Genomic DNA, 20,620 nt, shown 5'->3' with positions numbered 1-20,620 from the left:
CCTTCCTAAAGTCGCACCTTGCCGGCGCGGATTAGCGCATGGAGGTCTGCATCGAGCGGCGTAAACGTGCCGGCTTCCGGGTCATTGAAATAGAGCGGATCTGCGACGGTTGCGGGGTCAAAGCCCTCCTTCACCAGATCGATCTTCTTCTGCTTGAAGGTCATGGTCGCCGCCGGCTTCTCCTGCAAGCGCAGGAACAGCGGCCGGGCAAAGGGGGGAAGTTGTGCTGCGACGTGCCGGCAGAGCGCCTTAAGGTCGATGCCGTCGTCGACCACCAGCGCCGCCATGCCGGCGCGTCCCTCATAGCCGGGCACCGTGACGCCATAGACATTGGCATCGCGGATGCCGGGGAACACGGTCAGCACCTCGCTGACCTCGGAGGTCGCGACATTCTCCCCTTTCCAGCGGTAGGTGTCGCCGATGCGGTCGATGAAATAGAAATAGCCTTCTTCGTCGCGGCGCATCAGGTCGCCGGTGCGGAACCAGACATCGTCCTTCTCGAACACGTCGCGGAGAATCTTTCGTTCGTTCTCGGTGGCGTCCGCATAGCCCTCGAAACGCTGGCTCGGCCGCGCCGGATCGTTGACCACCTTGCCGATCACCTCGCCGATCTCGCCCGGCTCGGCGTGAATGCAGAATCCGTCTTCGCCGCGCACCGGCACCTCCTTCTCCAGATCGAAACGGATGATCTCGGTCACGAAACGGTTTCTCAGATAGGTCGGGATGCGCCCCACCGTGCCCGCCTTCCCGTCGAGGTTGAAAAGCACCACGTTGCCTTCCGTGGCGCCGTAGAATTCGAGGATGTGCGGCAGGCGAAAGCGGGTCTTGAACGCGGTCCAGATGTCCGGCCTCAGCCCGTTGCCGCAGCAGAGCCTGATCCTGTGCCGGGTCTCGTCGGGGCTGACGGGATTGTTGAGCAGGTAGCGGCACAACTCGCCGACATATTGAAACAGAGTGCAGTCGTAGCGAACGATGTCGGTCCAGAAATGGCGCGCCGAGAAAGACTCCCGAATCACCACCGAGCCGCCCACCGTCAGGGTCGAGCCGACCGCGAGCACGCCACCTGAGGAATGGTAGAGCGGCAGGCAGACATACATGCGGTCGTCCTTGCTCGCGTTCATCGCCGCGGAAAAGCCGTTCATGATCGCCTGGACGCGGTAGTGGTTGATGTTGGCGGCCTTGGGCAGGCCGGTGGTCCCGCTGGTGTAGATGTAAAGGCACGGATCGTCGTTGCTGAGCTTGGGCTTGCGCCCGTCCGCGAGCGGCGTTGCCGGCTGCCGGTCCAGCGCCGCTTCGATGCTGTCCTTGCCGGAAGCGGCGGCGCCCGCGACCCAAACGCGCGCGGCCTGGAGCAATTGCGGCTCTGCCGTCTTTAGGGCCGCCAAGAGATCGGCGCCGACGATGATGTGCTTCGGTCGGACGATGTTCAGGCAATGGGCGAGACCCTGGCCGGTGAGATTGGTGTTGATCAGCGCACAGACCCCGCCGGCGCGCACCACGCCGAGCCAGACGACGAGGAATTCGGGCCGGTTACGCATGAACAGTGCCACCGTCTCGCCCTGCCCGACGCCGTTTTCCAGCGCCCAGTGGGCGTAGCGGTTGGCGCGCTCGTTATATTGGCGGTAGGTGAACTGCTCCGTATCGCTGATCAGCGCCGGCCGGTCGGAAAATCGCGCCGCAAGGTCGTCCATCACGTCGGGGAAGGTGCGCTGCGGGTTGTTCGCCACCTTCCTCAGCCGCCTGAGGATCCTGACCGCGCCGGCCACATAGACGAGAACGCTTCTTAGACGGTTGAAAAGGCCCATGCGCTCCTCCCGCCGCTCCGACAGCGGCGGTGAACGGTAACATTCCACCCGACGCAAGGCGAGAAAGTGTGGCTTCCGCCCCGCGCATTGACAAACACAACGCCGCGGGCGAAGGACGAGCTCGCGGACGGAACGTTCGGGTCAAGGGCATGGACGAGACGCTCGACGTCAAGGGGCTGTTATGCCCGATACCGGTGCTCAAGGCGCGCAAGGCACTCGCGCGCCTGCCCTCGGGCACCTTACTGACGGTCGAGGCGACGGATCCCGCCGCCATCATCGATTTTCCGCATTTCTGCAACGAGACCGGCCACGAGCTCGTGGCTCAGAGCCAGGCCGACGGCGTCTACATTTTCACCATCCGCAAGGCCTAGCGATCACGGCGCAGCGACAGGGGATTGTCGGCAAGCACGTCGGGGCTTGCGGTATCGACCTTGGGTTGCCCGGCGAGCGCTTCCAGGAGTCCCATGACCTTGTCGCGCTCCACGTCCCGGGTGATCAGCACCATCCGGGTGCGGCGGTCGGCGTCGGGCCAGGCGTCGAGCCGCACCGGCGGGTGAAACACGTGCTGCACGCCGTGCACCACGAGCGGCCGGTCGGGGTCGTCCTTGAGCCGCACGACACCTTTCAGCCGCAACAGATTGGGCCCGTGCATGCCGCGCAGAAGGTCGAGAAACATCTCCAGCGCCGACAGCGAAACCGCCTCGTCGATCGCCACCGTGAAGGCGCGAATGTGCTCGTCATGGCGGTTGACGTCATCGCGCGCGTGATCGTGCTCGCGCCCGTGCCCGGCCTGATAGGCCTCCTCGGCAAGCCAGCGGGCGACGTCCGGGTGCTTGGTCGCCGGATTGTAGAGCCCGGCCTCGAACAGCCTCGCCGCCCGCGCCTCGCCTTTTGCGGCATCGAGGATGGGGGCGGCCGGATTGAGGGCCGACAGCCGCGCCTTGAGCGCCGCCAGCGCCGCGGCCGCGGCCTCCATCAGGTCGGTCTTGGTCAGCACGACGCGGTCGGCGACCGCCGCCTGCTTGACCGATTCTTCGTGGGCATTAAGGGTTGCCGCGCCGTTGACCGCGTCGACCGTGGTAATCACCCCGTCGAGCCGGTAGCGCAGCACCAGATAGGGATGCGCCATGATGGTGTGCAGCACCGGCGCCGGGTCGGCGAGCCCGGTGGTCTCGATGACCACCCGGTCGAATGGCTTGATGCGGTGATTGTCGCGCTTGCGCAGCAGCCCTTCCAGCGTATTGATGAGGTCGCCGCGGATGGTGCAGCACAGACATCCCGAAGACAGCTCGACGATGCCCTCGTCCGCCGTCTCGACCAGCAGGTGGTCGAGGCCGATCTCGCCGAACTCGTTGAGGATCACGGCAGTGTTGGCGAGCGCCGCGTCCTTGAGCAGCGCGTTCAGCAGGGTGGTCTTGCCGCTGCCGAGAAAGCCGGTCAGCACGCTGACCGGGATCGGCGTCCGCGCCTCCCCTGGCTCACTCGGGCTCATGGCGGCTTGGCCTAGCGGTCGGGCCGCAGGGTCGGGATCGGCACGTCGCTTTCCGGGCCGGGATCGATCATCGGATTGACGGTCGAGGCGCTGACGAGCCGGGGCGCCTTGGCGATCTGGGTGATCTTTTCCGCCTCGAGCTGCGCGCGCAGCTTGGCGTCGACCGCGTAGGCATCCTCGCCGTCAGAATAGCGGCCCCTGCACACCACCGGGCCCATATGCTCCGGCAGCAACCCATATTCGTAGGGTGGCGACAAATCTTCGAGCTTTTTCGGATTGATCCCCTTCCACCACGCATCCTGGAACCCGCGCTCCAAGAGGTCGGCGGCTTCCGCGCGGCGTGCATTGCCCGACTTGGCGCCGAGAACGACGGCGACCACGCGGCGCTTGCCGCGGGTGGCGCTGGCGACGAGATTGTAGCCGGAGGCGCAGATATAGCCGGTCTTCATACCGTCAGCGCCGTTGAACTGGCCGAGCATCTTGTTGTGCGAGCGCACCGTCCGCTTGCCGATCTTGATGCTCTCCAGCCCGAACAGCCCGTCATATTCCGGGAAATCGCGAATCAGTGCGCGGGTGAGCAGCCCGATATCGCGCGCCGTGGTCATCTGGTGCGCGGCCGGCAGGCCATGCGGATTGGTGAAATAGGTCCCGGTCATGCCCAACTCGAGCGCGATCGCGTTCATCTCGGCGACGAATTTTTCGACCGAGCCCGATACCGCCTCGGCGAGCATCACCGCGACGTCGTTCGCCGACATGACGATGAGCGCCTTAAGCGCCGTTTTGACGTCAATCGTGGCGCCGGTCGGCAGGCCGAGCTTGCTCGGCGGCTGCGCATGTGCCTCGGCGGAGCAGGGGATGCGCTGATCCTCCTTGAGCCGCTCGTCGCGAATGGCGCGAAACGTCACATAGGCGGTCATCAGCTTGGTCAGAGAGGCGGGGGCCCACGGCGCCATCGCCTCCCTGGCATACAGCACATTGCCCGTCTTGGCATCGAACAGCAGCACCGGGCCGGCGTCTGCCGCCCCCACTGCCAGCATCGCCCATAAGGTGAAGAATAGAGTTGCGGTTCGGCGCATTGCCCCGTCAGCTCACGTTCAGCCCCGCTCAAAACCCGCCAAGGGCGTAGGCCTTCCCGGCTGTTGGTGCCCCTGGCCGGAGTCGAACCAGCACGCCCTTGCGGGCAACAGATTTTGAGTCTGTCGCGTCTACCAATTCCGCCACAGGGGCTCTCCCGGCGCGTCGATCATAGCGAGCCAATGGGCCCGGTCAACCCGCCGAACGGGTTAGATCAAATTAGTTTGAACCGGCGGATGCCGCGCGCATCGGCAGCGCCAGAATCGCCCGCAGGCCGCCCTCGGCGCGGTTTTCCAGCGTGACGTTGCCGCCGTGGCCGCGCAGGATGGTCCGTGCGATAGCCAGTCCCAGGCCGATGCCGCCGGTTTCGCGACTGCGCGAGGCCTCGCCGCGCACGAACGGCTCGAACACACGCTCCAGATCCTCTTCCGGAAGGCCCGGGCCGCCATCCTCGACGACGATTCGCGCCTGGTCCGGCCCGGCCTCCAACCTGATCTGCGCGGCACCGCCATAGGCAACCGCGTTCTCGATCACGTTGCGCAACGCCCGGCGCACACCGTCCGGCCGGCAGCGCACGACCATCCGCTCAGCCGTCGCCACCGTCACCTTGTGGTCGAGCTCGCCGAGGTCATCGGCAAGGCTTTCCACGAGCGCGGTCAGATCGACCTCGCGGGTCTCCTCGCCGCTGCCCTCGGCGCGAATGAAGGCGAGCGTCGCCTCGACCATGCGCTGCATCTCGTCGAGGGTCTCGATGAGCTTGGCCTGCGCTTCCTTGTCCTCGACCAGCTCGGCGCGCAGCCGAAGGCTGGTGATCGGCGTTCTGAGATCGTGCGAGATCGCCGCCAGCATCTGCGTGCGGTCGCGGATGAAGCGGTCGAGACGGGCGTGCATTTCGTTGAAGGCGCGGGTGCCGCGGACCACCTCCTCGGGCCCGCGCTCGGGAAGCGGCTCGACGCGCTCGCCGCGGCCGAGCCGGTCGGCGGCCAGCGTCAGCTCGCGCATCGGCCGGGTAATGCGCCGGGCGACCACGAGGCCAGCCAGACTCGCCGCCGTCGCCGATAACAGCAGCGATACGACGAAACTCAAGCCGAAGGGCGGCGGCAACGGCGGCGGCCCGGTGACGCCGTTGAGCCATTGGCCTCCCGGCATGGCGATCGAGAAGGCGATCCAGCGCACCTGGCGTAACGTCTGCTGGCCGCGCGGCATGGGCGGGCGGCGGAGCAGCGGACCGTCATCATCCTCCTCCATGCCGTGCATCATCGGCATGTCCCTATGGCGCGGCCCGAACGGCTCGCCGGGGTCGAAGACCTCGCGGGTCAGCGCAACCCGCAGGCGCTCCGGACGGATGCCCACGGCGATCGCCATATCGCGCGCCAGGCGCTGGGTGCGCAAATCGCCGGCGTCCTCCGGCAGCACAGGTTCCGTGGACAGCGTAAAGCGGACCAGCTGCGAGGTTGCCGCGTCGAGGATGCGTTCGTGCAGCGACGGTGGGGTGTCCTCCAGGAGGCGCACCAGCGAGGCCGCTCGGACCACCACATTCTCCCTGTAGGCGGTGCGCACCGCGCGGGTGCGCTCGTTGGCGAACAGCACGATGGCCACGGTCTGGGCGACGAACAGCGCCAGCACCAGCGTCGCCGTAAGCTGGCCGGCAAGGCTTTTCGGCCACAGCCTCATGACCGTTCCACGGGCGCTGCGAAGGTGTAGCCGCCGCCCCACACGGTCTTGATCAAGGCCGGATTGGCCGGATCGCGTTCGATCTTGCGGCGCAGCCGGCTCACCTGGTTGTCGACGCTGCGGTCGAAGGGCGCCGCGCCGCGCCCGCGCGTGATGTCGAGGATCTGCTCGCGCGACAGCACCATCCCCGGCCGCTCCAGAAGCGCGCTCAGAAGCCGGAACTCGCCGGTGGAGAGCGCCACGCTGACACCATTCTCATCGACCAGCTCGCGCCTCGCCGGAACGAGCCGCCAGCGGTCGAAGCTGATCTCGCCGGCCGGCCGCGGCTCGCGGCTCGGCGGCAGCGCGTGGGTGCGCCGCAGTACCGCCTTGATACGCGCCAACAGCTCGCGCGGGTTGAACGGCTTGGTCAGATAGTCGTCGGCGCCGATCTCGAGCCCCACCACCCGGTCGGTGTCTTCGGCCATGGCGGTGAGCAGGATCACCGGCAGGTCCGTGGTTTCGCGTAAGTGCCGGCACAGGCTAAGCCCATCCTCCCCCGGCATCATGATGTCGAGCACGATGAGGTCGATGGCCGCGCCTTTAAGCGTGCGGCGCGCCGCGGCGGCGCCGTCGGCGGCGCTGACCCTGAGGCCGTTCTTCGACAGATAGCGCGCCAACAGATCCCGGATGTCGCGGTGATCGTCGACAACGAGTATGTGCGGCGTCTCGCTCATGCGTCTGAGTTAGCCTTGGCCGACGGCTCAGGGGAAGAAAAAATGTAACAAGATCTGTCAATAGGCCGCCTTGGCAAGGGGCGTGACCATTGGGCGGCCATCCTCTCATAGTTTTGCGACAGCTCGGCGCCATATCTTGAGCGCCGAGTGGCAAACGCAACGCAATTCGATGAAGGAATCTCAACATGACCAGAAACAGGAAACTCATTCTCGCAGGGACCCTGGCCGGGCTCTTGGGCAGTGTCGCCATCATCGGTGCCGTCCAGGCGGACCCGCCGCGCGGCTACGGGCCGGGCTACGGCTCTTATGGCCAAATGATGGGCGGTTACGGGCCCGGCCAGCACATGATGGGCGACTCCGGACCCGGCTACGGTCCCAGCTATGGCCCCGGTCGCCACATGGACGGTTCCGGCCCCCGCGGCGATCATCCCATGTGGCGCGGCGACCGCGGCCCTAGCGGCGCGTTCGGTCCCGGCTTCGGCCCCGGCGCCGGCCATTCCGGCACCATGATGGGGCTTATGTTCGAGGAGGCCGACGCCGACAAGAACGGAAAGCTCACTCAGGCCGAGATCAATGCCTATCGTGACGCGCGGTTCACGCGCTACGATGCCAATTCCGACGGCAAGCTGAGCCTCGACGAGTTCGAGGGCCTGCTGCAAGAAATCACCAAGCCGATGACCGTGCGCGCCTTCCAGATGCACGATCCCGATGGCGACGCGGCGATCACCAAGGAGGAGTTCGATCGTCCGACGGCCGGCCTGGTCGAAAGGCTCGACCGCGATGACGACGGCGCCCTGTCGCGTGACGACCGGTCTCGGTCCCGCTTTGCCTGGGGCCATAGGCACCACCACGACGACAACAGATAATTATTGATTCCTCGGCCTCCCGCCGAGGGGTGGGCGCGCGGTCATCGCCCCGGACGCGCGCCCGCCTCTTTATGCCCGCCTTGCCCCCTCCATCGCCTTATGGACAAGCCCGGCGCGGCAGCGTAACTAGCTCGGCGATGCTGCGCCGCCTCTATGACCGTGTCCTGGAGCTCGCCGCCCACCGACACGCGGTCTGGGCGCTCATTCTGGTTTCCTTCGTCGAGAGCTCGGTGTTCCCGATCCCTCCCGACGTGATGCTGATCCCGATGACGCTCGCCGAGCGCCGGCGGGCCTTCGTCTTCGCCGGGCTTGCCACCGTCGCCTCGGTGGTTGGCGGGGCGCTGGGCTATTTCATCGGCTGGGGCCTGTACGAGGCGGTTGGCCAGCCGATCCTCAGCTTCTACGGCTATGGCGACCGCTTCGCCGCCTTCGCCGACAGATACAACGCCTTTGGGGCGTGGATCGTGCTGTTCGCCGGCATCACGCCGTTCCCCTACAAGGTGATCACCATCGCCAGCGGCGTCACCGGCCTGAGCTTCCCGGTGTTCATGGTGGCAAGCATCATTGCCCGGGGCTTGCGTTTCTACCTCGTCTGCGGCCTGCTCTACTGGCTCGGGCCGGAGATCCGCAGCTTCATCGAACGCCGCCTCGGTCTCCTGGTCACGTTGTTTTTCATTGCCCTGTTCGGTGGTTTTCTGCTCGTTAGGTACGTTTTTTGAGACCACTCCGAATGCTGTCGCTCGGTCTGCAAACACGCCCCCTGGTGCTTGCCGCCAGCATCGTGCTCGTCGCCGGCGTCGCCATCCTCGCCGGCGCCTGGGGGCTGCAGACCTTCGCCGATGTCGTGCCCTGCCCGCTATGTCTGCAGCAGCGCCAGGTCCACTATGTCGGCCTGCCGCTGACCGCCGTGGCGCTGATCTGGCTGTTGACCGCCGGTTCTGCCGGTGTTGCGCGCATCCTGCTCGCCCTCGCCGCCCTTCTGTTTCTCGGCGGGGCGGCGCTGGCTGCCTATCATGCCGGCGTCGAGTGGCACTGGTGGGCGGGGCCCAGCAGTTGCATCACGGGCGCCGGCGCGCCGCAGAGCGCGGCCGGCCTCTTGGAACAGATGCAGCGCACCCGCGTCGTCCCCTGCGACGAGGTGACATGGAGCCTCTTCGGCCTGTCGCTCGCCGGTTACAACGCGCTGATTTCGCTGGCGATGGCGGCGCTGCTCGGCTGGGCGCTGAGCGCCAGCCGGCGCGCTTAAGCCGCTTACGGCTCCAGCTCGCTCCGGTCATCATCATTCCCGCGAAAGCGGGAATCCATTGGCCCGAGCCAAAAACCGGCTCGATCGCCCATTGTCTCAGGCATGCACGACGTGCACCGCCAATAGGTCCCCGCCTGCGCGGGGACGACGAAGAATGGAGGTCAATTGGCAAGCCGCGCGGCTTACGGCTCCAGCTCGCTGTCCCAATAGAGATAGTCGAGCCAGCTTTCGTGCAGATAGTTGGGCGGGAACAGCCTTCCGTTATTGTGCAGCTGGTAGACGGAGGGCCTGAACGGCTTCTGCCCCGGCCACATGCGCGCCTCGCCCGGCAGCTTGCCGCCCTTGCGCAGATTGCACACCGCGCAGGCGGCGACGACATTCTCCCAGGTGGTCTGGCCGCCGCGCGAGCGCGGCACCAGATGGTCGAAGGTGAGCTCGTCCTTGTCGCCGCAATACTGGCAGGTGAATCGGTCGCGCAGGAACACGTTGAATCGGGTAAAGGCCGGGAAGCGCGCCGGCTTCACATAGGTCTTCAGCGACACGACGCTGGGCAGGCGCATCTCGAAGGAGGGGCTGTGCACCGCCCGGTCATATTCGGAAATGATGTTGACCCGATCGAGAAACACCGCCTTGACCGCGTCCTGCCACGACCACAGCGACAGCGGGTAGTAGCTCAGCGGCCGATAGTCGGCGTTCAAGATCAGCGCCGGACAAGTTTCCGGCGATACGGCGACGTTCACCCTGTTAATCCCTTGAAACTCAAACCTCGAATCAGTCTTTTTGCGCGGCGAGACAGTCTATCAACAGTGTGACGAGCTTGTGAAGCGGCGGCCCGCCGCAGCCCCGTCACACCGGCGCGCCGCCACGATTTCCGCGCCGCACGCGGTAATAAGACCAGAACAGGCGCGCTGCAACCCCCCTCCACGGCCGCCAGCGCGCCGCGATCTCGGCCACCGCCCGCGCATTGGGGCGTTCGGCAAGCTCCAGCGCCTCGCCGACCGCCACCTGCAGCGCCAGGTCGCCGGCCGGCCAGATGTCGGCATGGCCGATGCCGAAAAGCAGATAAAGCTCCGCCGTCCACGGCCCGATTCCCTTGATCTGGCACAGCTCGTCGATAACGTCCTCGGCAGGCCGGCCGTCGATTCCGTCAAGATCGACTTGGCCGGCGCGAAGCGCCTGCGCCAGCGCCCGCACGGTCGCGACCTTGGCCGCCGACAGGCCGCAGCCGCGCAGCGTCGCCTCGCGGGTGCGGGAAAGCCGCTCCGGCGTCATCGGCCGCACGCGCGCGCAAAGCCTGCGCCAGATCGCCTCGGCGGCGAACTTCGAAAGCTGCTGCGCCATGATGATCTGCACCAGGCCGGCGAAGCCCGGCTGCGACCAGTTGAGCGGCACCTCGCCGGTCTCCGCCCGCACCGCGGCGATCACCGGGTCGGCGCGCGCGAGCGCATCGAGCCCTTCCCTGATGTCGGCTTGGCTCTTTATGGTGCGCATGGTCAATGTGACGCCTCCGCTCAGGACGGCGGGACTCTAGTCAAGCCATGACGACAATGCCAGAGCGACCCGTTTTCCGATTCGCGCCGAGCCCGAACGGCGAATTGCATATCGGCCACGCTTTCTCGGCCCTGTTCACGGCTATGGCCGCGCGCTCGGCCGGCGGGCGGTTTGTGTTGCGCATCGAGGACATTGACACCGGGAGGGCGCGGCCCGAGTTCGAAGAGGGCATCTATGCGGACCTCGCCTGGCTCGGCGTGACGTGGGAGGAGCCGGTGCGCCGCCAGTCGGAGCATTTCGGCGACTACCGGGCGGCGCTGACCCGGCTTCAGGAATTGGGCCTCGTCTATCCCTGCTTTGCGACCCGCGCCGAAATCGAGGCGGCGGCGCGGCTCGATTCGCCGCGCGACCCGGAGGGCGCGCCGCTCTATCCCGGTCTGTGGCGCTGGCGCCCGCCGCGCGACGTGGAGGCAAGGCTATCGGAAGGGGCGCCCTTCGCGCTCCGCCTCGACATGGCCCGCGCCGTCGCCGCGGCCGAGAAGATCGCTGGCGGTCCGCTGACATTCACCGAGGAAGGCGCCGGGCCTGCAGCCGAGACCGGCGAGGTCAGGGTCGAGGCGCAGCGCTGGGGCGACGTGGTAATCGCGCGCAAGGAGGTGCCGACGAGCTATCACCTCGCCGTCGTGGTCGACGACGCGTTGCAAGGCATAACCCATGTCTCACGCGGCCAGGACCTGTTCCACGCCACCTTCATCCACCGCGTCCTGCAGGCCTTGCTCGGCCTGCCCGCCCCCCGCTACCGCCACCACGCCCTGATTCGCGACGGCGCCGGCCGCAAGCTCGCCAAGAGCGCCCGCGACACCAGCCTACGCGCCCTGCGCGAGGCCGGCATGAGCGCCGAGGAGCTGCGGCAAAGGCTGGGGTTTGCGGCATACAAACCTTGAGCCGGCCGGGCAATTGGATCATGGTCAGAATTCGGTCACACAAGGCCGCTATTGTTTGAACCCAGTCAGGGCACTCGGGCGCTCCCGATTGTTCGTACCGAACTGCGGGGACATCTTTTCATGATTGTCGAATACAGTCTCGGCGAGCGGGTGGCCGACGGCTGCATGCACCTGTTGGGCGTCACCGCGAGCCTGGCTGCCGCCGTCACGCTGATGATCGTCGCGGGCCAAATGCTGCCTGCCTTGTCGCTGGTTCCGCTCGCGGTCTATGGCGCCGGCCTGGTGGCGATGTTCGCCTGCTCGGCCGCCTATCATCTGATCCGGAAGGGAAAGGCCAAGGAGCTTTTCCGCCGCCTCGACCACGCCGCGATCTTCGTGATGATCGCCGGCACCTACACCCCGTTCGCGCTCCTGAACATGGGCGGCGCCTGGGGGATCGGCCTCCTGTCGGCGGTGTGGGCGATCGCTCTTTTCGGCGCGGCGGCAAAGCTGTTTTTGCCCCGCGCGTTCGAGCGGATATCGCTCGCGCTGTATCTCGCTCAGGGCTGGGCGGTGCTGGTCACGCTCAAGCCGCTGGCCGCCGCCGTTCCCACGCTCGCCCTGGTCCTCATCGTCGTCGGCGGGGTCTTGTATACGCTCGGCGTGCTGTTTCATCTCTGGCGTCGCCTGCCCTACCACAACGCCATATGGCACGGCTTCGTCCTCATTGCCGCGGGCGTGCACTACGCCGCCATCCTCGACGCCACGATCCTGGTCTGACGCGCCGCCGGCTTAAGCGCGAACGGACCCCCGTCCCGGCGGGCGAGGTGAAGCTTTTCGATATGTCTGCTATGGCCCAAGGCGCAATTCCCCCTCGCCCATTTAGCCTCTAATATGCCGCCGCCCGCCCGCCTCTTGTCGATGCAAAGAAGCGCCCCATGACCCAACCTCCCGGCCTGCGCGAACGCCTTCCCGGCATGGCGCGGGCGCTGGCGATCGGCATCCCGGCGGGCTTCCTGTTCGACTGGCTGGACACGCCGGTGCCGTGGATGATCGGGCCGATGGTCGCCATCGCCGCGGTCAATCTGATGGGCGTCACCGTCACCCCGCCGCCCTATGCCCGCCAGTTGGGCCAGGTCATCATCGGCTCCTCGGTGTCGCTCTATTTCACGCCGCCGGTGTTAGCCGCGCTGAGCTCCCATCTGGGCGCCATCGTGCTGTCCACGGCCTCGGCGTTCCTGATCGGCGGCCTCGGCGCGCTGACCTTGAGCCGCGTCTCCGGCGTCGACGGCAAGTCCTCGTTCTTCGCCTCGATCCCCGGCGGGGCCATGGCCATGGCGGTGCTCGCCGACCGCCACGGCGCCCAGATCCCGCCGGTGGCGATCGCCCACAGCCTGCGCGTCTCCATCGTCGTCCTGACCGTTCCCTTCGCGCTCACCTATGGCGGCATCCCGATGGAGTTCTCGCCTTACAAGCCGCAGCTTCCGCTCGACTTTCCGGTCCTCGCGGTGTGGCTTGCCGTCGGCTATGCGCTGGGCGCAGCGTCGGAGCGTCTCGGCTTGCAGAACGGCCACCTGCTGACACCGATCTTTCTCGGCGCGGCGCTGGTGGTGAGCGGCGTTTCCCTTTCCGCCGTGCCGTGGTGGATGACGGATTTCGCCCAGCTCATGTTCGGCCTGGTGCTGGGCGCGCGCTACGAACGTGCCTTTTTCGTGCGCTACAAGCTGTTCCTGCCCTTCGCCATCCTCAATTCCGCCTTCGTCCTCCTCGCCTCGGTGATCGTCGCCATCTTCCTCGCCTGGGCGTTCGGCCTGCCGATCGCCACCATGATCCTCGCCACCGCGCCGGGCGGGATGCCGGAGATGACCATCGTCGCCCAGGCGCTCCAGGTCGGCGTGCCGGTGGTCGTCGCCTTCCACGTGTTCCGCGTCGTCGTGGTCAATCTCGGCACGCAATATCTCTACAGCCTCGCCGTGTGGCTGCGCGGGCGGCTGGCGGGCGCGCCGGAATAGGGGCTTAAGGCGTCACCACGATCGCCAGCACGGCGGCGTTGGTGAACAGCGCCAGGCCGGTGCCGATGAGGATGGCGCTGGAGACCGCGCCGATGGCGGTGTTGTAGCGGGTCGCAACGACGTAGGAGGTGATGCCCGAGGGGGCGGCCGCGAACAGCACCGCGACGCCGGCCCACACCGGCGGCAGGCCGAACAGGCGGGCCGCCAGCAGCACCAGAAGCGGGTGGACGACAAGCTTGGCGGTGACGATGACCGCGGTCAGCTTCAAATCGCCGCCGATGCCGTAGCGCCGCAGCGTCAGCCCCATGGCGATAAGCGCGCAGGGGACCGCCGTATCGGCGATGGAATCGACGATCTTTTCCGCGGCCCCCGGCATCACGAGGCCGGAAAGCCGCCACAAGAGGCCCAGAGCGATACCGATGATAATCGGGTTGGTCACGACCGCCAGCGCCGTATCGGCGGCAAGCTTGCGCTTGTCGCTGTCGCCTTGGCCGGCCGCCTCGCCGACCAGGATGCCGGCGACCATCATCACCGGCAGATGCACCGAAATCAGCAGAAACAAGGGTATCGCGCCGGCATCGCCGAAGGCGGTCAGCACCAAGGGCAGGCCGAGCAGGACGGTGTTCGAATAGGCGCCGGCGCAGCCGCCGACGCCGGCGCGCAGCGGGTCGGCGCCGAGGACGAACCGTGCGGCGAGGCTCGTCAGTCCCCAGGTGGCGGCGGCGCCGAAAAAATAGGCGCCCCAATAGGCCCAGGGCGAGACGTCGGGAAGGCTGCCGGCGCTGACGGTGCGGAACACCAGAAGCGGGATCGCCAGGTTGAAGACATAGCTGGCAAGCCCGGTGATCGCGCCTTCGGGCAACAGCCGCACCCAGCTCGCGGCATAGCCGACCGCCATCAGCCCGAATACCGGAAGCACGATATTGACGAGCGCCTGCATCGGGCGGTTCCCGATTCACGACCGCAAAGAGAAGCCCGGCCTCTCGCGCCGCGTCATGAACCCGCCCACCGCTCCGCCAGCCGGACGATGTCGGCCATGATGGCGTTGAGCTTGAAATCCTTCGGCGTATAGACCGCGGCGACGCCCGCCTTCTTCAGAGCCGGCGCGTCCTCCGCCGGGATGATGCCGCCGACGATCACCGGCACACCGGAAAGGCCTTTCGCGCGCATGTGCCGCATTACCTCCTTGACCAGCGCCGCGTGGCCACCCGACAGCACCGACAAGCCGACCACGTGCGCGCCCTCCCTGGCCGCGGCATCGACGATCTCGGCCGGCGTCAGGCGGATGCCGTCATAGACGACCTCCATGCCGCAGTCGCGGGCACGGACAGCGATCTGCTCGGCGCCGTTGGAATGGCCGTCGAGGCCGGGCTTGCCGATCAGCACCTTGAGCCGGCGCCCGAGCCTGTGCGAGGCCGCCTCGACGGATTTGCGCACCTTTTCGAGCCCCTCGTCGCCGACCTGCCGGGCGGTCTTGGAGACACCGGTAGGTGCCCGGTACTCGCCATAGACCGTGCGCAGCGCCTGACCCCACTCGCCGGTGGTGACGCCCGCCTTGGCGCAGGCGATGGAGGGCTCCATCACGTTGCGCCCCTCCTTGGCCGCCGCGCGCAAGTCCTTCAACGCCGTCTCGACCGCCTTTGCGTCCCGCGCGGCCCGCCAGGCCTCGATCTTCTCCACCGCCTCGCGCTCGACCTCCGGCCCGATGACCTGGAAGTCGCCGTCGCCGGTCGAAAGCGGCGAGGGCTCGGTCTCGGTGAAGGCGTTGACGCCGACGACGGTCTGCTCGCCGGATTCGATCCGCGCGACGCGGCGCGCGTTCGATTCGACGAGGGCCGCCTTCATGTAGCTCGATTCAACGGCGGCCACCGCGCCGCCCATCTCCTCGATGCGCGCAAGCTCCTCGCGCGCCTCGTCCTTCAGCGCCGCGACCTTGGCCGCTATCTCGGGCGAGCCGTCGAACAGGTCGCCGAACTCCAGAAGGTCGGTCTCAAGGCTGAGGATCTGCTGCAATCTGAGCGACCATTGCTGGTCCCAGGGGCGCGGCAGGCCGAGCGCCTCGTTCCAGGCCGGAAGCTGCACGGCGCGGGCGCGGGCCTTCTTCGACAGCACCACGGAGAGCGCCTCGATGAGGATGCGGTGGACATTGTTTTCCGGCTGCTGCTCGGTCAGCCCCAGCGAGTTGACCTGAACGCCGTAGCGGAAGCGGCGGTACTTCTGTTCCCTGACGCCGTAGCGCTGAAACGTGATCTCGTCCCACAGCTCGGCGAAGGCGCGCATCTTGCACATCTCGGTGACGAAGCGCAGCCCGGCGTTGACGAAGAAGGAGATGCGGCCGACGAGGCGCGGAAATTCGGCCTCCGGCACCTCGCCGGAGGCCTTCACCGCGTCGAGGATGGCGATCGCGGCAGCGAGCGCGAAGGCAAGCTCCTGCACCGGGGTCGCGCCCGCTTCCTGCAGATGATAGGAGCAGACATTGATTGGGTTCCAGCGCGGCAGCTCCTTATGCGCATAGACGATGACGTCCTTGGTCAGCCGCATCGACGGGGCGGGCGGGAACACATAGGTGCCGCGCGACAGATACTCCTTGATGATGTCGTTCTGGGTGGTGCCGGAAAGCTTCCTGCGGTCCGCCCCCTGCTCGTCGGCGAGCGCCACATAGAGCGCCAACAGCCAGGCGGCGGTGGCGTTGATGGTCATCGAAGTGTTCATCTTGGCAAGCGGGATGCCGGTAAAAAGCGCCCGCAAATCGCCGAGATGGGCGATCGGCACGCCGACCTTGCCGACCTCGCCCTTGGAAAGCCGATGGTCGGGGTCGTAGCCGGTCTGGGTCGGCAGGTCGAAGGCGACGGACAGGCCGGTCTGGCCCTTGGCGAGGTTCAAGCGGTAGAGGCGGTTGGATTCGGCCGGCGTCGAATGGCCCGCATAGGTGCGGAAGATCCAGGGCTTGTCCCGCTTCGCCGTCGCTTCCCGTTCGCTCATGAAACGCGCCTTGGCTGGTCACATTCGGCCGCCGATTGTGACCTATCACGGCCCGTTTTGCGACGCAAACCGGAGGCCCCGGCGCGGCGGCGGAGCGAATGGTCGCGGAATCCCGCCATCGCCTCCACTTGTTTGCCTTCTGGCGCTTACGCTAAGTTGAACGGTTGCGTTACTATGGCCGGCTAATCCAACCCCGTACCGGCACAGAGGAGGACTGTCATGGCCCACAAGACCAAAACCGTTGCCCGCGAGATGGTCGAAAAAGCAGGCGTCAACGTCGACGAGCTGCTCGATCTCCTGATCCGCAACGCCGCGGCGGAGCTCACCACCTATTACTATTACACGATCCTGCGCACGAACCTTATCGGCTTCGAGGGCGAGGGCCTCAAGGAGATCGTCGAGGATGCGCGCATCGAGGACCGTAACCATTTCGAGGCGCTGGTGCCGCGCATTTACGAGCTCGGCGGCGACCTGCCGGCGAACATGAAGGACTTTCACGACATGTCGGCCTGCCCGCCGGCGTCCCTGCCCAAGAACCCGACCGACATGAAGGCCATGGTCACGGTGCTGCTCAAGGCCGAGCAGTGCGCGGTGCGCGGCTACACGCACGTCTGCAACATCACCGCCGGAAAGGATCACCGCACCTACGATCTGTCGCTTGCCATCCTGCACGAGGAGATCGAGCACGAAGCCTGGTTCCAGGAGTTCCTCGGCAATGGGCCGAGCGGGCATTTCCTGCGGCCGGGCGGCGAGAACTCGCCCTACACGTCGAAATTCCTGAAGCCCCTGTCGCGCTAGTCTGCTGAGCGGGCAGGACGAACAGAAGGATTCGGCGCCGCTGAAAGTCTTCACGGCGAAGAGCCTCGCCGAATTTAATGGAGCGGTTCCCGGCCGGCCGGTCCTGGTCGCCCATGCGGGGTCCGTTTACGACGTCACGGGCTCCTACCCCTGGTATGGCGGCCGGCATTGGGCCTGCGCCCGCGCCGGCCGGGACGAGACCGCCACATTCGCCCGCGCCCCGCACGGAAGCGAGGTTTTCGCGCGGGTTCGCCGCGTCGGCGTTCTGGTCAGCGAGGACTGAGCGATTACCCAACCCGACGGTGCTTCCTTCGTGGAACGCCGCAGGCGGCTGGCGAGCGCTCCGATTCGTCAGTTGCCGGCGCAGATCACCCGGTGCGCCTCGACCACGTCGAAGATATCGACGTCGACAACGACCCCGACGACGGTCACCCGCGCACCCTCGCCGCAGCCCGGTTGGCTTTCATACTCAACATAGGCCTCGTCGCATCCATAATCGACGAAGAAGGTAGAGAGGCTGCCCACCTGATCGATGTCCTCCATCGTGCCGGTGAAGGTCAGCTCGCTGCCGTCGACATAGCTGTCCGTGAATTGATCGAAGAGCTTTTCGCAATCGTCCTGCGCTGCGGCATCCGCCGGCCACCACAGGACGAGGCCCAGCAAGACTCCGGCGACGAGGGCGGCTATGATGTTGTGTTTGCTCACGGTGAATCCCCCCCCCGAAGCGCCCGCAGCCAATATCGGCCGGCAGCTTGCGCCCGGACCGAAACATCGGTCCGCCCCTCCTCGTTCTGCATTTTTTGAAGCTTAACAAAGTCTTAAACGCCGGTAAATCGGCCGGCAAAGCCCGGATCGCCTAACGGAGTGCCGGAAAACGCCGCTCACAGACCGCGCGGCAGCCTTTCCGGCTCTTGGTAGACGCCGGGCGGCATGTGCCTTCTTAGCGCCATCATGATGGCCCGCTGGGTGGCGTCGAGCCCCATCAGCGGCAACGAGAAGCGCGGCAGCCTGAGCGCGTCGCTGACCCACAGCGACAGCTTCTCGAACGGGCCCGGCGGATCGATGTACGCCTCCGGGTCGTCCGGCACCACGGCGAGATAGACCTGCGAGCGGGCGCGAAAGACGTAAATCTGGCGCACCCGCTCCCAGGGGATCACCTTCGGCCCGATTCGCCGGTCCGCAATCCCGTGGCGAGAGACGATCAGCACCGGCCCGCGCCAGGCGAGCCGCGCCAGCATGCCGATCATCCAGACGCCGAAAAAGCCGGCCGTCATGGTCAACAGCGCGGCGAAGCCGAGCTGCGCCTCGCCGCTGAACGCCGCTCCCAGCGGCACCAGGGTCAACACCGCCAGGATGAAGGCGAAGGCCGCGGTCTTCACGTGGCTATAGCCGAAGGCGGCCGTCTCGCCAGCCGCGCCGGCCGTGTCACTGGCCTTGTCCATTCGCACCCAAACGCTCCTTTTCGCCCCTTCGCTCGCTGTTGTCGCGACGCCACGCGCGGCGGCCCGCCTTTGCTGCACTGCAAAAAAATCGCTTGCGCGTTCCGCGCCGGCGATCATACCATGCGTCCCCGATCGGCCGGCTTCGATGGCGGCACTAGCGCGGCCCAAGGACGACGACGGAGAATTCGAGAATGGCCATGAGCGAAGTTCTGGCGCACCCCGTCGCGTATGACGCTCCCAAGAAGGATCTTTACGAGATCGGCGAGATCCCGCCGCTCGGCCATGTGCCGAAGTCGATGTATGCCTGGTGCATCCGCCAGGACCGCCACGGGCCGCCGGAAGACTCCATGCAGGTCGAGGTGGTCCCGACCTGGCGCCTCGACAGCCACGAGGTGCTGGTTTTGGTGATGGCCGCCGGCGTCAATTACAACGGCATCTGGGCGGCGCTCGGCAAGCCGGTCTCGACCATCGACGGCCACAAGAACCCCTACCACGTCGCCGGCTCCGACGCCGCGGGCGTCGTCTGGGCGGTCGGCTCCAAGGTGGCCCGCTGGAAGGTCGGCGACGAGGTCGTCATCCACTGCAACCAGGACGACGGCGACGACGAGGAATGCAATGGCGGCGACCCGATGTTCTCGCCGTCGCAGCGCATCTGGGGCTACGAGACGCCGGATGGCTCCTTCGGCCAGTTCTGCCGCGTCCAGGCGCAGCAGCTGATGCCGCGGCCGATGCATCTGACCTGGGAGGAATCGGCCTGCTACATGCTGACGCTGGCGACCGCCTACCGGATGCTGTTCGGCCATGCCCCGCACATCTTGAGCCCCGGCGACAATGTGCTGGTGTGGGGCGGCTCGGGCGGGCTCGGCTCGATGGCGGTGCAGATTTGCGCGGCCGCCGGCGCCAACGCCATCGGCGTCATCTCCGACGAGGAAAAGCGCGACTTCGTCATGCAGCTCGGCGCCCGCGGCGTCGTCAACCGCAAGGATTTTTCCTGCTGGGGGCAGATGCCCCAGGTCGGCAGCGAGGAATATTCCGCATGGGCCAAGGAGGCGCGCCGCTTCGGCAAGGCGATCTGGGAAATTACCGGCAAGGGCATCGATGTCGACATCGTCTTCGAGCATCCGGGCGAAGCGACCTTCCCGGTCTCCTGCCTCGTCGCCAAGCGCGGCGGCATGGTTGTCTTCTGCGCCGGCACCACCGGCTACAACATCACCTTCGACGCGCGCTATGTGTGGATGCGCCAGAAGCGCATCCAGGGCTCGCATTTCGCCCATCTGAAGCAGGCGAGCGAAGCCAACAAGTTCGTCCTCGAACACCGCCTCGACCCGTGCATGTCGGAGGTCTTCCCCTGGGCGCAGATCCCCAAGGCGCACACCAAGATGTGGAAGAACGAGCACCTGCCCGGCAACATGGCGGTGCTGGTCAACGCGCCAGCGACCGGCCTGCGCTCGTTCGAGGACACGATCGAGGCGAGCCTGGCACAGGGCTGAACTGCGCACCTGCGGTTCCGTCGCTTCCGGGTCAAGCCGTCGCCTTATGCCACCCTGACCTCGCCGAGGAACTGGTCGACATTGGCGCGCAGCGCGTCGGCCTCTTCGGTGAGCGCGCCGGCGAGCGCCTTCAGCTGCTCGGCGGTTTCGCCTGTCTCCTCGGCGGCGGCGTTCACTTCCGACATGTTTTTGACGCCCGAGCGCGAGCGGTCGGCGGCGCGGCTGACATTCTCGGCGATCTGCCCGATCACCGCGTGCTGCTCTTGGACGGCGCTGGCGACCAGCTCGGCGATCCGCGACATTTCCGTGATCACCCGGTCGACGGTGGTGATGGCCTCCGCCGCGGCCCCGGCGGTGCCTTGGATCTCTTTGATCTGCATGGAGATTTCCTCGGTCGCCTTGGCCGTCTGGGTGGCCAGCGCCTTGACCTCGCTGGCGACGACCGCAAAGCCGCGCCCGGCCTCGCCCGCGCGGGCCGCCTCGATGGTCGCGTTGAGCGCCAGGAGATTGGTCTGCTCGGCGATGTCCTGGATCAGGCCGACGACCTCGCCGATGCGGTTGGCGGCGTCGGACAGGCCGCGCATGGTCTTGGTGGTCTTGTTCGCCTCG

The 20,620-nt window shown here is 66.8% G+C and carries 21 protein-coding genes and 1 tRNA gene; 9 read left to right on the top strand and 13 right to left on the bottom strand.

Features of this window, described 5'->3' with window-relative positions; translation table 11 throughout:
• Positions 1–5 precede the first annotated feature (5 nt).
• A complete protein-coding gene (locus tag Q8P46_17645; protein ID MDP2621971.1) occupies positions 6–1,805 on the bottom strand; it encodes a long-chain-acyl-CoA synthetase in 1,800 nt (599 codons plus the stop codon).
• 149 nt (positions 1,806–1,954) lie between these two features.
• Between Q8P46_17645 and Q8P46_17640 the strand changes: the two genes are divergently transcribed.
• Positions 1,955–2,176, top strand: a complete 222-nt coding sequence (locus Q8P46_17640) for a sulfurtransferase TusA family protein (protein ID MDP2621970.1) — start codon at positions 1,955–1,957, stop codon at positions 2,174–2,176.
• Here Q8P46_17640 and Q8P46_17635 read toward each other — a convergent pair.
• From Q8P46_17635 to Q8P46_17615, 5 genes are all read right to left on the bottom strand, one after another.
• On the bottom strand, positions 2,173–3,297 hold the full coding sequence (locus tag Q8P46_17635; GenBank protein MDP2621969.1) for a GTP-binding protein: 1,125 nt from the start codon (positions 3,295–3,297) through the stop codon (positions 2,173–2,175). The two genes, Q8P46_17640 and Q8P46_17635, sit on opposite strands and share 4 nt — an antisense overlap.
• 11 nt (positions 3,298–3,308) lie before the next feature.
• Positions 3,309–4,373: a D-alanyl-D-alanine carboxypeptidase family protein gene (locus tag Q8P46_17630; GenBank protein ID MDP2621968.1), complete on the bottom strand. Its 1,065-nt coding sequence runs from the start codon at positions 4,371–4,373 to the stop codon at positions 3,309–3,311.
• Positions 4,374–4,437: 64 nt separating this feature from the next.
• Positions 4,438–4,524 (bottom strand) — tRNA-Leu (locus Q8P46_17625).
• A gap of 66 nt (positions 4,525–4,590) precedes the next feature.
• Positions 4,591–6,045: an ATP-binding protein gene (locus Q8P46_17620; GenBank protein MDP2621967.1), complete on the bottom strand. Its 1,455-nt coding sequence runs from the start codon at positions 6,043–6,045 to the stop codon at positions 4,591–4,593.
• Entirely contained in the window at positions 6,042–6,761 is a 720-nt protein-coding gene (locus Q8P46_17615) for a response regulator (GenBank protein MDP2621966.1), read from the bottom strand. The genes Q8P46_17620 and Q8P46_17615 overlap by 4 nt, the downstream gene beginning before the upstream one ends.
• A 185-nt stretch (positions 6,762–6,946) precedes the next feature.
• Between Q8P46_17615 and Q8P46_17610 the strand changes: the two genes are divergently transcribed.
• The 3 genes from Q8P46_17610 to Q8P46_17600 all read left to right on the top strand — a co-directional run bounded on the left by Q8P46_17610 (position 6,947) and on the right by Q8P46_17600 (position 8,873).
• On the top strand, positions 6,947–7,627 hold the full coding sequence (locus Q8P46_17610) for a hypothetical protein (GenBank protein MDP2621965.1): 681 nt from the start codon (positions 6,947–6,949) through the stop codon (positions 7,625–7,627).
• Between the two features lie 137 nt (positions 7,628–7,764).
• Complete coding sequence (locus Q8P46_17605) at positions 7,765–8,346, top strand: YqaA family protein (protein MDP2621964.1); 582 nt, start codon at positions 7,765–7,767, stop codon at positions 8,344–8,346.
• The gene (locus tag Q8P46_17600) at positions 8,343–8,873 is read left to right on the top strand and encodes a disulfide bond formation protein B (GenBank protein ID MDP2621963.1); all 531 of its coding nucleotides are present in this window, start codon (positions 8,343–8,345) and stop codon (positions 8,871–8,873) included. Before Q8P46_17605 ends, Q8P46_17600 begins: the two co-directional genes overlap by 4 nt.
• A gap of 182 nt (positions 8,874–9,055) precedes the next feature.
• On the opposite strand, the gene Q8P46_17595 is transcribed toward Q8P46_17600, so the two are convergent.
• Together Q8P46_17595 and Q8P46_17590 are read right to left on the bottom strand one after the other, a co-directional pair.
• Positions 9,056–9,613, bottom strand: a complete 558-nt coding sequence (locus tag Q8P46_17595) for an HNH endonuclease (protein ID MDP2621962.1) — start codon at positions 9,611–9,613, stop codon at positions 9,056–9,058.
• Positions 9,614–9,719: 106 nt separating this feature from the next.
• Positions 9,720–10,364: a DNA-3-methyladenine glycosylase 2 family protein gene (locus tag Q8P46_17590; protein MDP2621961.1), complete on the bottom strand. Its 645-nt coding sequence runs from the start codon at positions 10,362–10,364 to the stop codon at positions 9,720–9,722.
• Positions 10,365–10,420: 56 nt separating this feature from the next.
• Here Q8P46_17590 and gluQRS point away from each other — a divergent pair, with 56 nt between their 5' ends.
• The 3 genes from gluQRS (at position 10,421) to Q8P46_17575 (ending at position 13,299) form a co-directional block, all read left to right on the top strand.
• Positions 10,421–11,308 (top strand): tRNA glutamyl-Q(34) synthetase GluQRS, encoded by an 888-nt coding sequence (gene gluQRS, locus Q8P46_17585; protein ID MDP2621960.1) that lies wholly within the window; start codon positions 10,421–10,423, stop codon positions 11,306–11,308.
• 120 nt (positions 11,309–11,428) lie between these two features.
• Positions 11,429–12,067 carry a hemolysin III family protein gene (locus Q8P46_17580; GenBank protein MDP2621959.1) on the top strand — a complete coding sequence of 213 codons (639 nt, stop codon included), beginning with the start codon at positions 11,429–11,431 and terminating at the stop codon, positions 12,065–12,067.
• 158 nt (positions 12,068–12,225) lie between these two features.
• Positions 12,226–13,299 carry an AbrB family transcriptional regulator gene (locus tag Q8P46_17575; protein ID MDP2621958.1) on the top strand — a complete coding sequence of 358 codons (1,074 nt, stop codon included), beginning with the start codon at positions 12,226–12,228 and terminating at the stop codon, positions 13,297–13,299.
• Positions 13,300–13,303: 4 nt separating this feature from the next.
• On the opposite strand, the gene Q8P46_17570 is transcribed toward Q8P46_17575, so the two are convergent.
• Positions 13,304–14,239 (bottom strand): AEC family transporter, encoded by a 936-nt coding sequence (locus tag Q8P46_17570; GenBank protein ID MDP2621957.1) that lies wholly within the window; start codon positions 14,237–14,239, stop codon positions 13,304–13,306.
• 53 nt (positions 14,240–14,292) lie between these two features.
• Positions 14,293–16,281, bottom strand: a complete 1,989-nt coding sequence (locus Q8P46_17565; GenBank protein MDP2621956.1) for a protein meaA — start codon at positions 16,279–16,281, stop codon at positions 14,293–14,295.
• Positions 16,282–16,500: 219 nt separating this feature from the next.
• Between Q8P46_17565 and dps the strand changes: the two genes are divergently transcribed.
• On the top strand, positions 16,501–17,079 hold the full coding sequence (gene dps, locus Q8P46_17560) for a DNA protection during starvation protein (GenBank protein MDP2621955.1): 579 nt from the start codon (positions 16,501–16,503) through the stop codon (positions 17,077–17,079).
• A 351-nt stretch (positions 17,080–17,430) separates the two neighbouring features.
• Here dps and Q8P46_17555 read toward each other — a convergent pair whose 3' ends face one another.
• On the bottom strand, positions 17,431–17,784 hold the full coding sequence (locus Q8P46_17555; GenBank protein ID MDP2621954.1) for a hypothetical protein: 354 nt from the start codon (positions 17,782–17,784) through the stop codon (positions 17,431–17,433).
• A 176-nt stretch (positions 17,785–17,960) separates the two neighbouring features.
• Positions 17,961–18,521 carry an STM3941 family protein gene (locus Q8P46_17550; GenBank protein MDP2621953.1) on the bottom strand — a complete coding sequence of 187 codons (561 nt, stop codon included), beginning with the start codon at positions 18,519–18,521 and terminating at the stop codon, positions 17,961–17,963.
• Between the two features lie 197 nt (positions 18,522–18,718).
• Here Q8P46_17550 and ccrA point away from each other — a divergent pair, with 197 nt between their 5' ends.
• A complete protein-coding gene (gene ccrA / locus Q8P46_17545; GenBank protein ID MDP2621952.1) occupies positions 18,719–20,011 on the top strand; it encodes a crotonyl-CoA carboxylase/reductase in 1,293 nt (430 codons plus the stop codon).
• Between the two features lie 44 nt (positions 20,012–20,055).
• Here ccrA and Q8P46_17540 read toward each other — a convergent pair.
• On the bottom strand, positions 20,056–20,620 hold a 565-nt coding region (locus tag Q8P46_17540; protein ID MDP2621951.1), incomplete at its 5' end, for a methyl-accepting chemotaxis protein.

The organism is Hyphomicrobiales bacterium (assembly GCA_030688605.1).
Lineage (GTDB): Bacteria > Pseudomonadota > Alphaproteobacteria > Rhizobiales > NORP267 > JAUYJB01.
This window is presented reverse-complemented; position numbering and strand designations above follow the sequence as displayed.

Excerpts from the sequence above, each read along its gene's own strand:
- Q8P46_17645 (MDP2621971.1), bottom strand. The coding sequence starts at position 1,805 with ATGGGCCTTTTCAACCGTCTAAGAAGCGTTCTCGTCTATGTGGCCGGC.
- Q8P46_17590 (MDP2621961.1), bottom strand. The coding sequence starts at position 10,364 with ATGCGCACCATAAAGAGCCAAGCCGACATCAGGGAAGGGCTCGATGCG.
- gluQRS (MDP2621960.1), top strand. The coding sequence starts at position 10,421 with ATGCCAGAGCGACCCGTTTTCCGATTCGCGCCGAGCCCGAACGGCGAA.
- Q8P46_17630 (MDP2621968.1), bottom strand. The coding sequence starts at position 4,373 with ATGCGCCGAACCGCAACTCTATTCTTCACCTTATGGGCGATGCTGGCA.
- Q8P46_17580 (MDP2621959.1), top strand. The coding sequence starts at position 11,429 with ATGATTGTCGAATACAGTCTCGGCGAGCGGGTGGCCGACGGCTGCATG.
- Q8P46_17635 (MDP2621969.1), bottom strand. The coding sequence starts at position 3,297 with ATGAGCCCGAGTGAGCCAGGGGAGGCGCGGACGCCGATCCCGGTCAGC.
- Q8P46_17640 (MDP2621970.1), top strand. The coding sequence starts at position 1,955 with ATGGACGAGACGCTCGACGTCAAGGGGCTGTTATGCCCGATACCGGTG.
- Q8P46_17615 (MDP2621966.1), bottom strand. The coding sequence starts at position 6,761 with ATGAGCGAGACGCCGCACATACTCGTTGTCGACGATCACCGCGACATC.
- Q8P46_17605 (MDP2621964.1), top strand. The coding sequence starts at position 7,765 with ATGCTGCGCCGCCTCTATGACCGTGTCCTGGAGCTCGCCGCCCACCGA.
- Q8P46_17570 (MDP2621957.1), bottom strand. The coding sequence starts at position 14,239 with ATGCAGGCGCTCGTCAATATCGTGCTTCCGGTATTCGGGCTGATGGCG.
- ccrA (MDP2621952.1), top strand. The coding sequence starts at position 18,719 with ATGAGCGAAGTTCTGGCGCACCCCGTCGCGTATGACGCTCCCAAGAAG.
- Q8P46_17620 (MDP2621967.1), bottom strand. The coding sequence starts at position 6,045 with ATGAGGCTGTGGCCGAAAAGCCTTGCCGGCCAGCTTACGGCGACGCTG.
- Q8P46_17575 (MDP2621958.1), top strand. The coding sequence starts at position 12,226 with ATGACCCAACCTCCCGGCCTGCGCGAACGCCTTCCCGGCATGGCGCGG.
- Q8P46_17550 (MDP2621953.1), bottom strand. The coding sequence starts at position 18,521 with ATGGACAAGGCCAGTGACACGGCCGGCGCGGCTGGCGAGACGGCCGCC.
- Q8P46_17610 (MDP2621965.1), top strand. The coding sequence starts at position 6,947 with ATGACCAGAAACAGGAAACTCATTCTCGCAGGGACCCTGGCCGGGCTC.
- dps (MDP2621955.1), top strand. The coding sequence starts at position 16,501 with ATGGCCCACAAGACCAAAACCGTTGCCCGCGAGATGGTCGAAAAAGCA.
- Q8P46_17565 (MDP2621956.1), bottom strand. The coding sequence starts at position 16,281 with ATGAGCGAACGGGAAGCGACGGCGAAGCGGGACAAGCCCTGGATCTTC.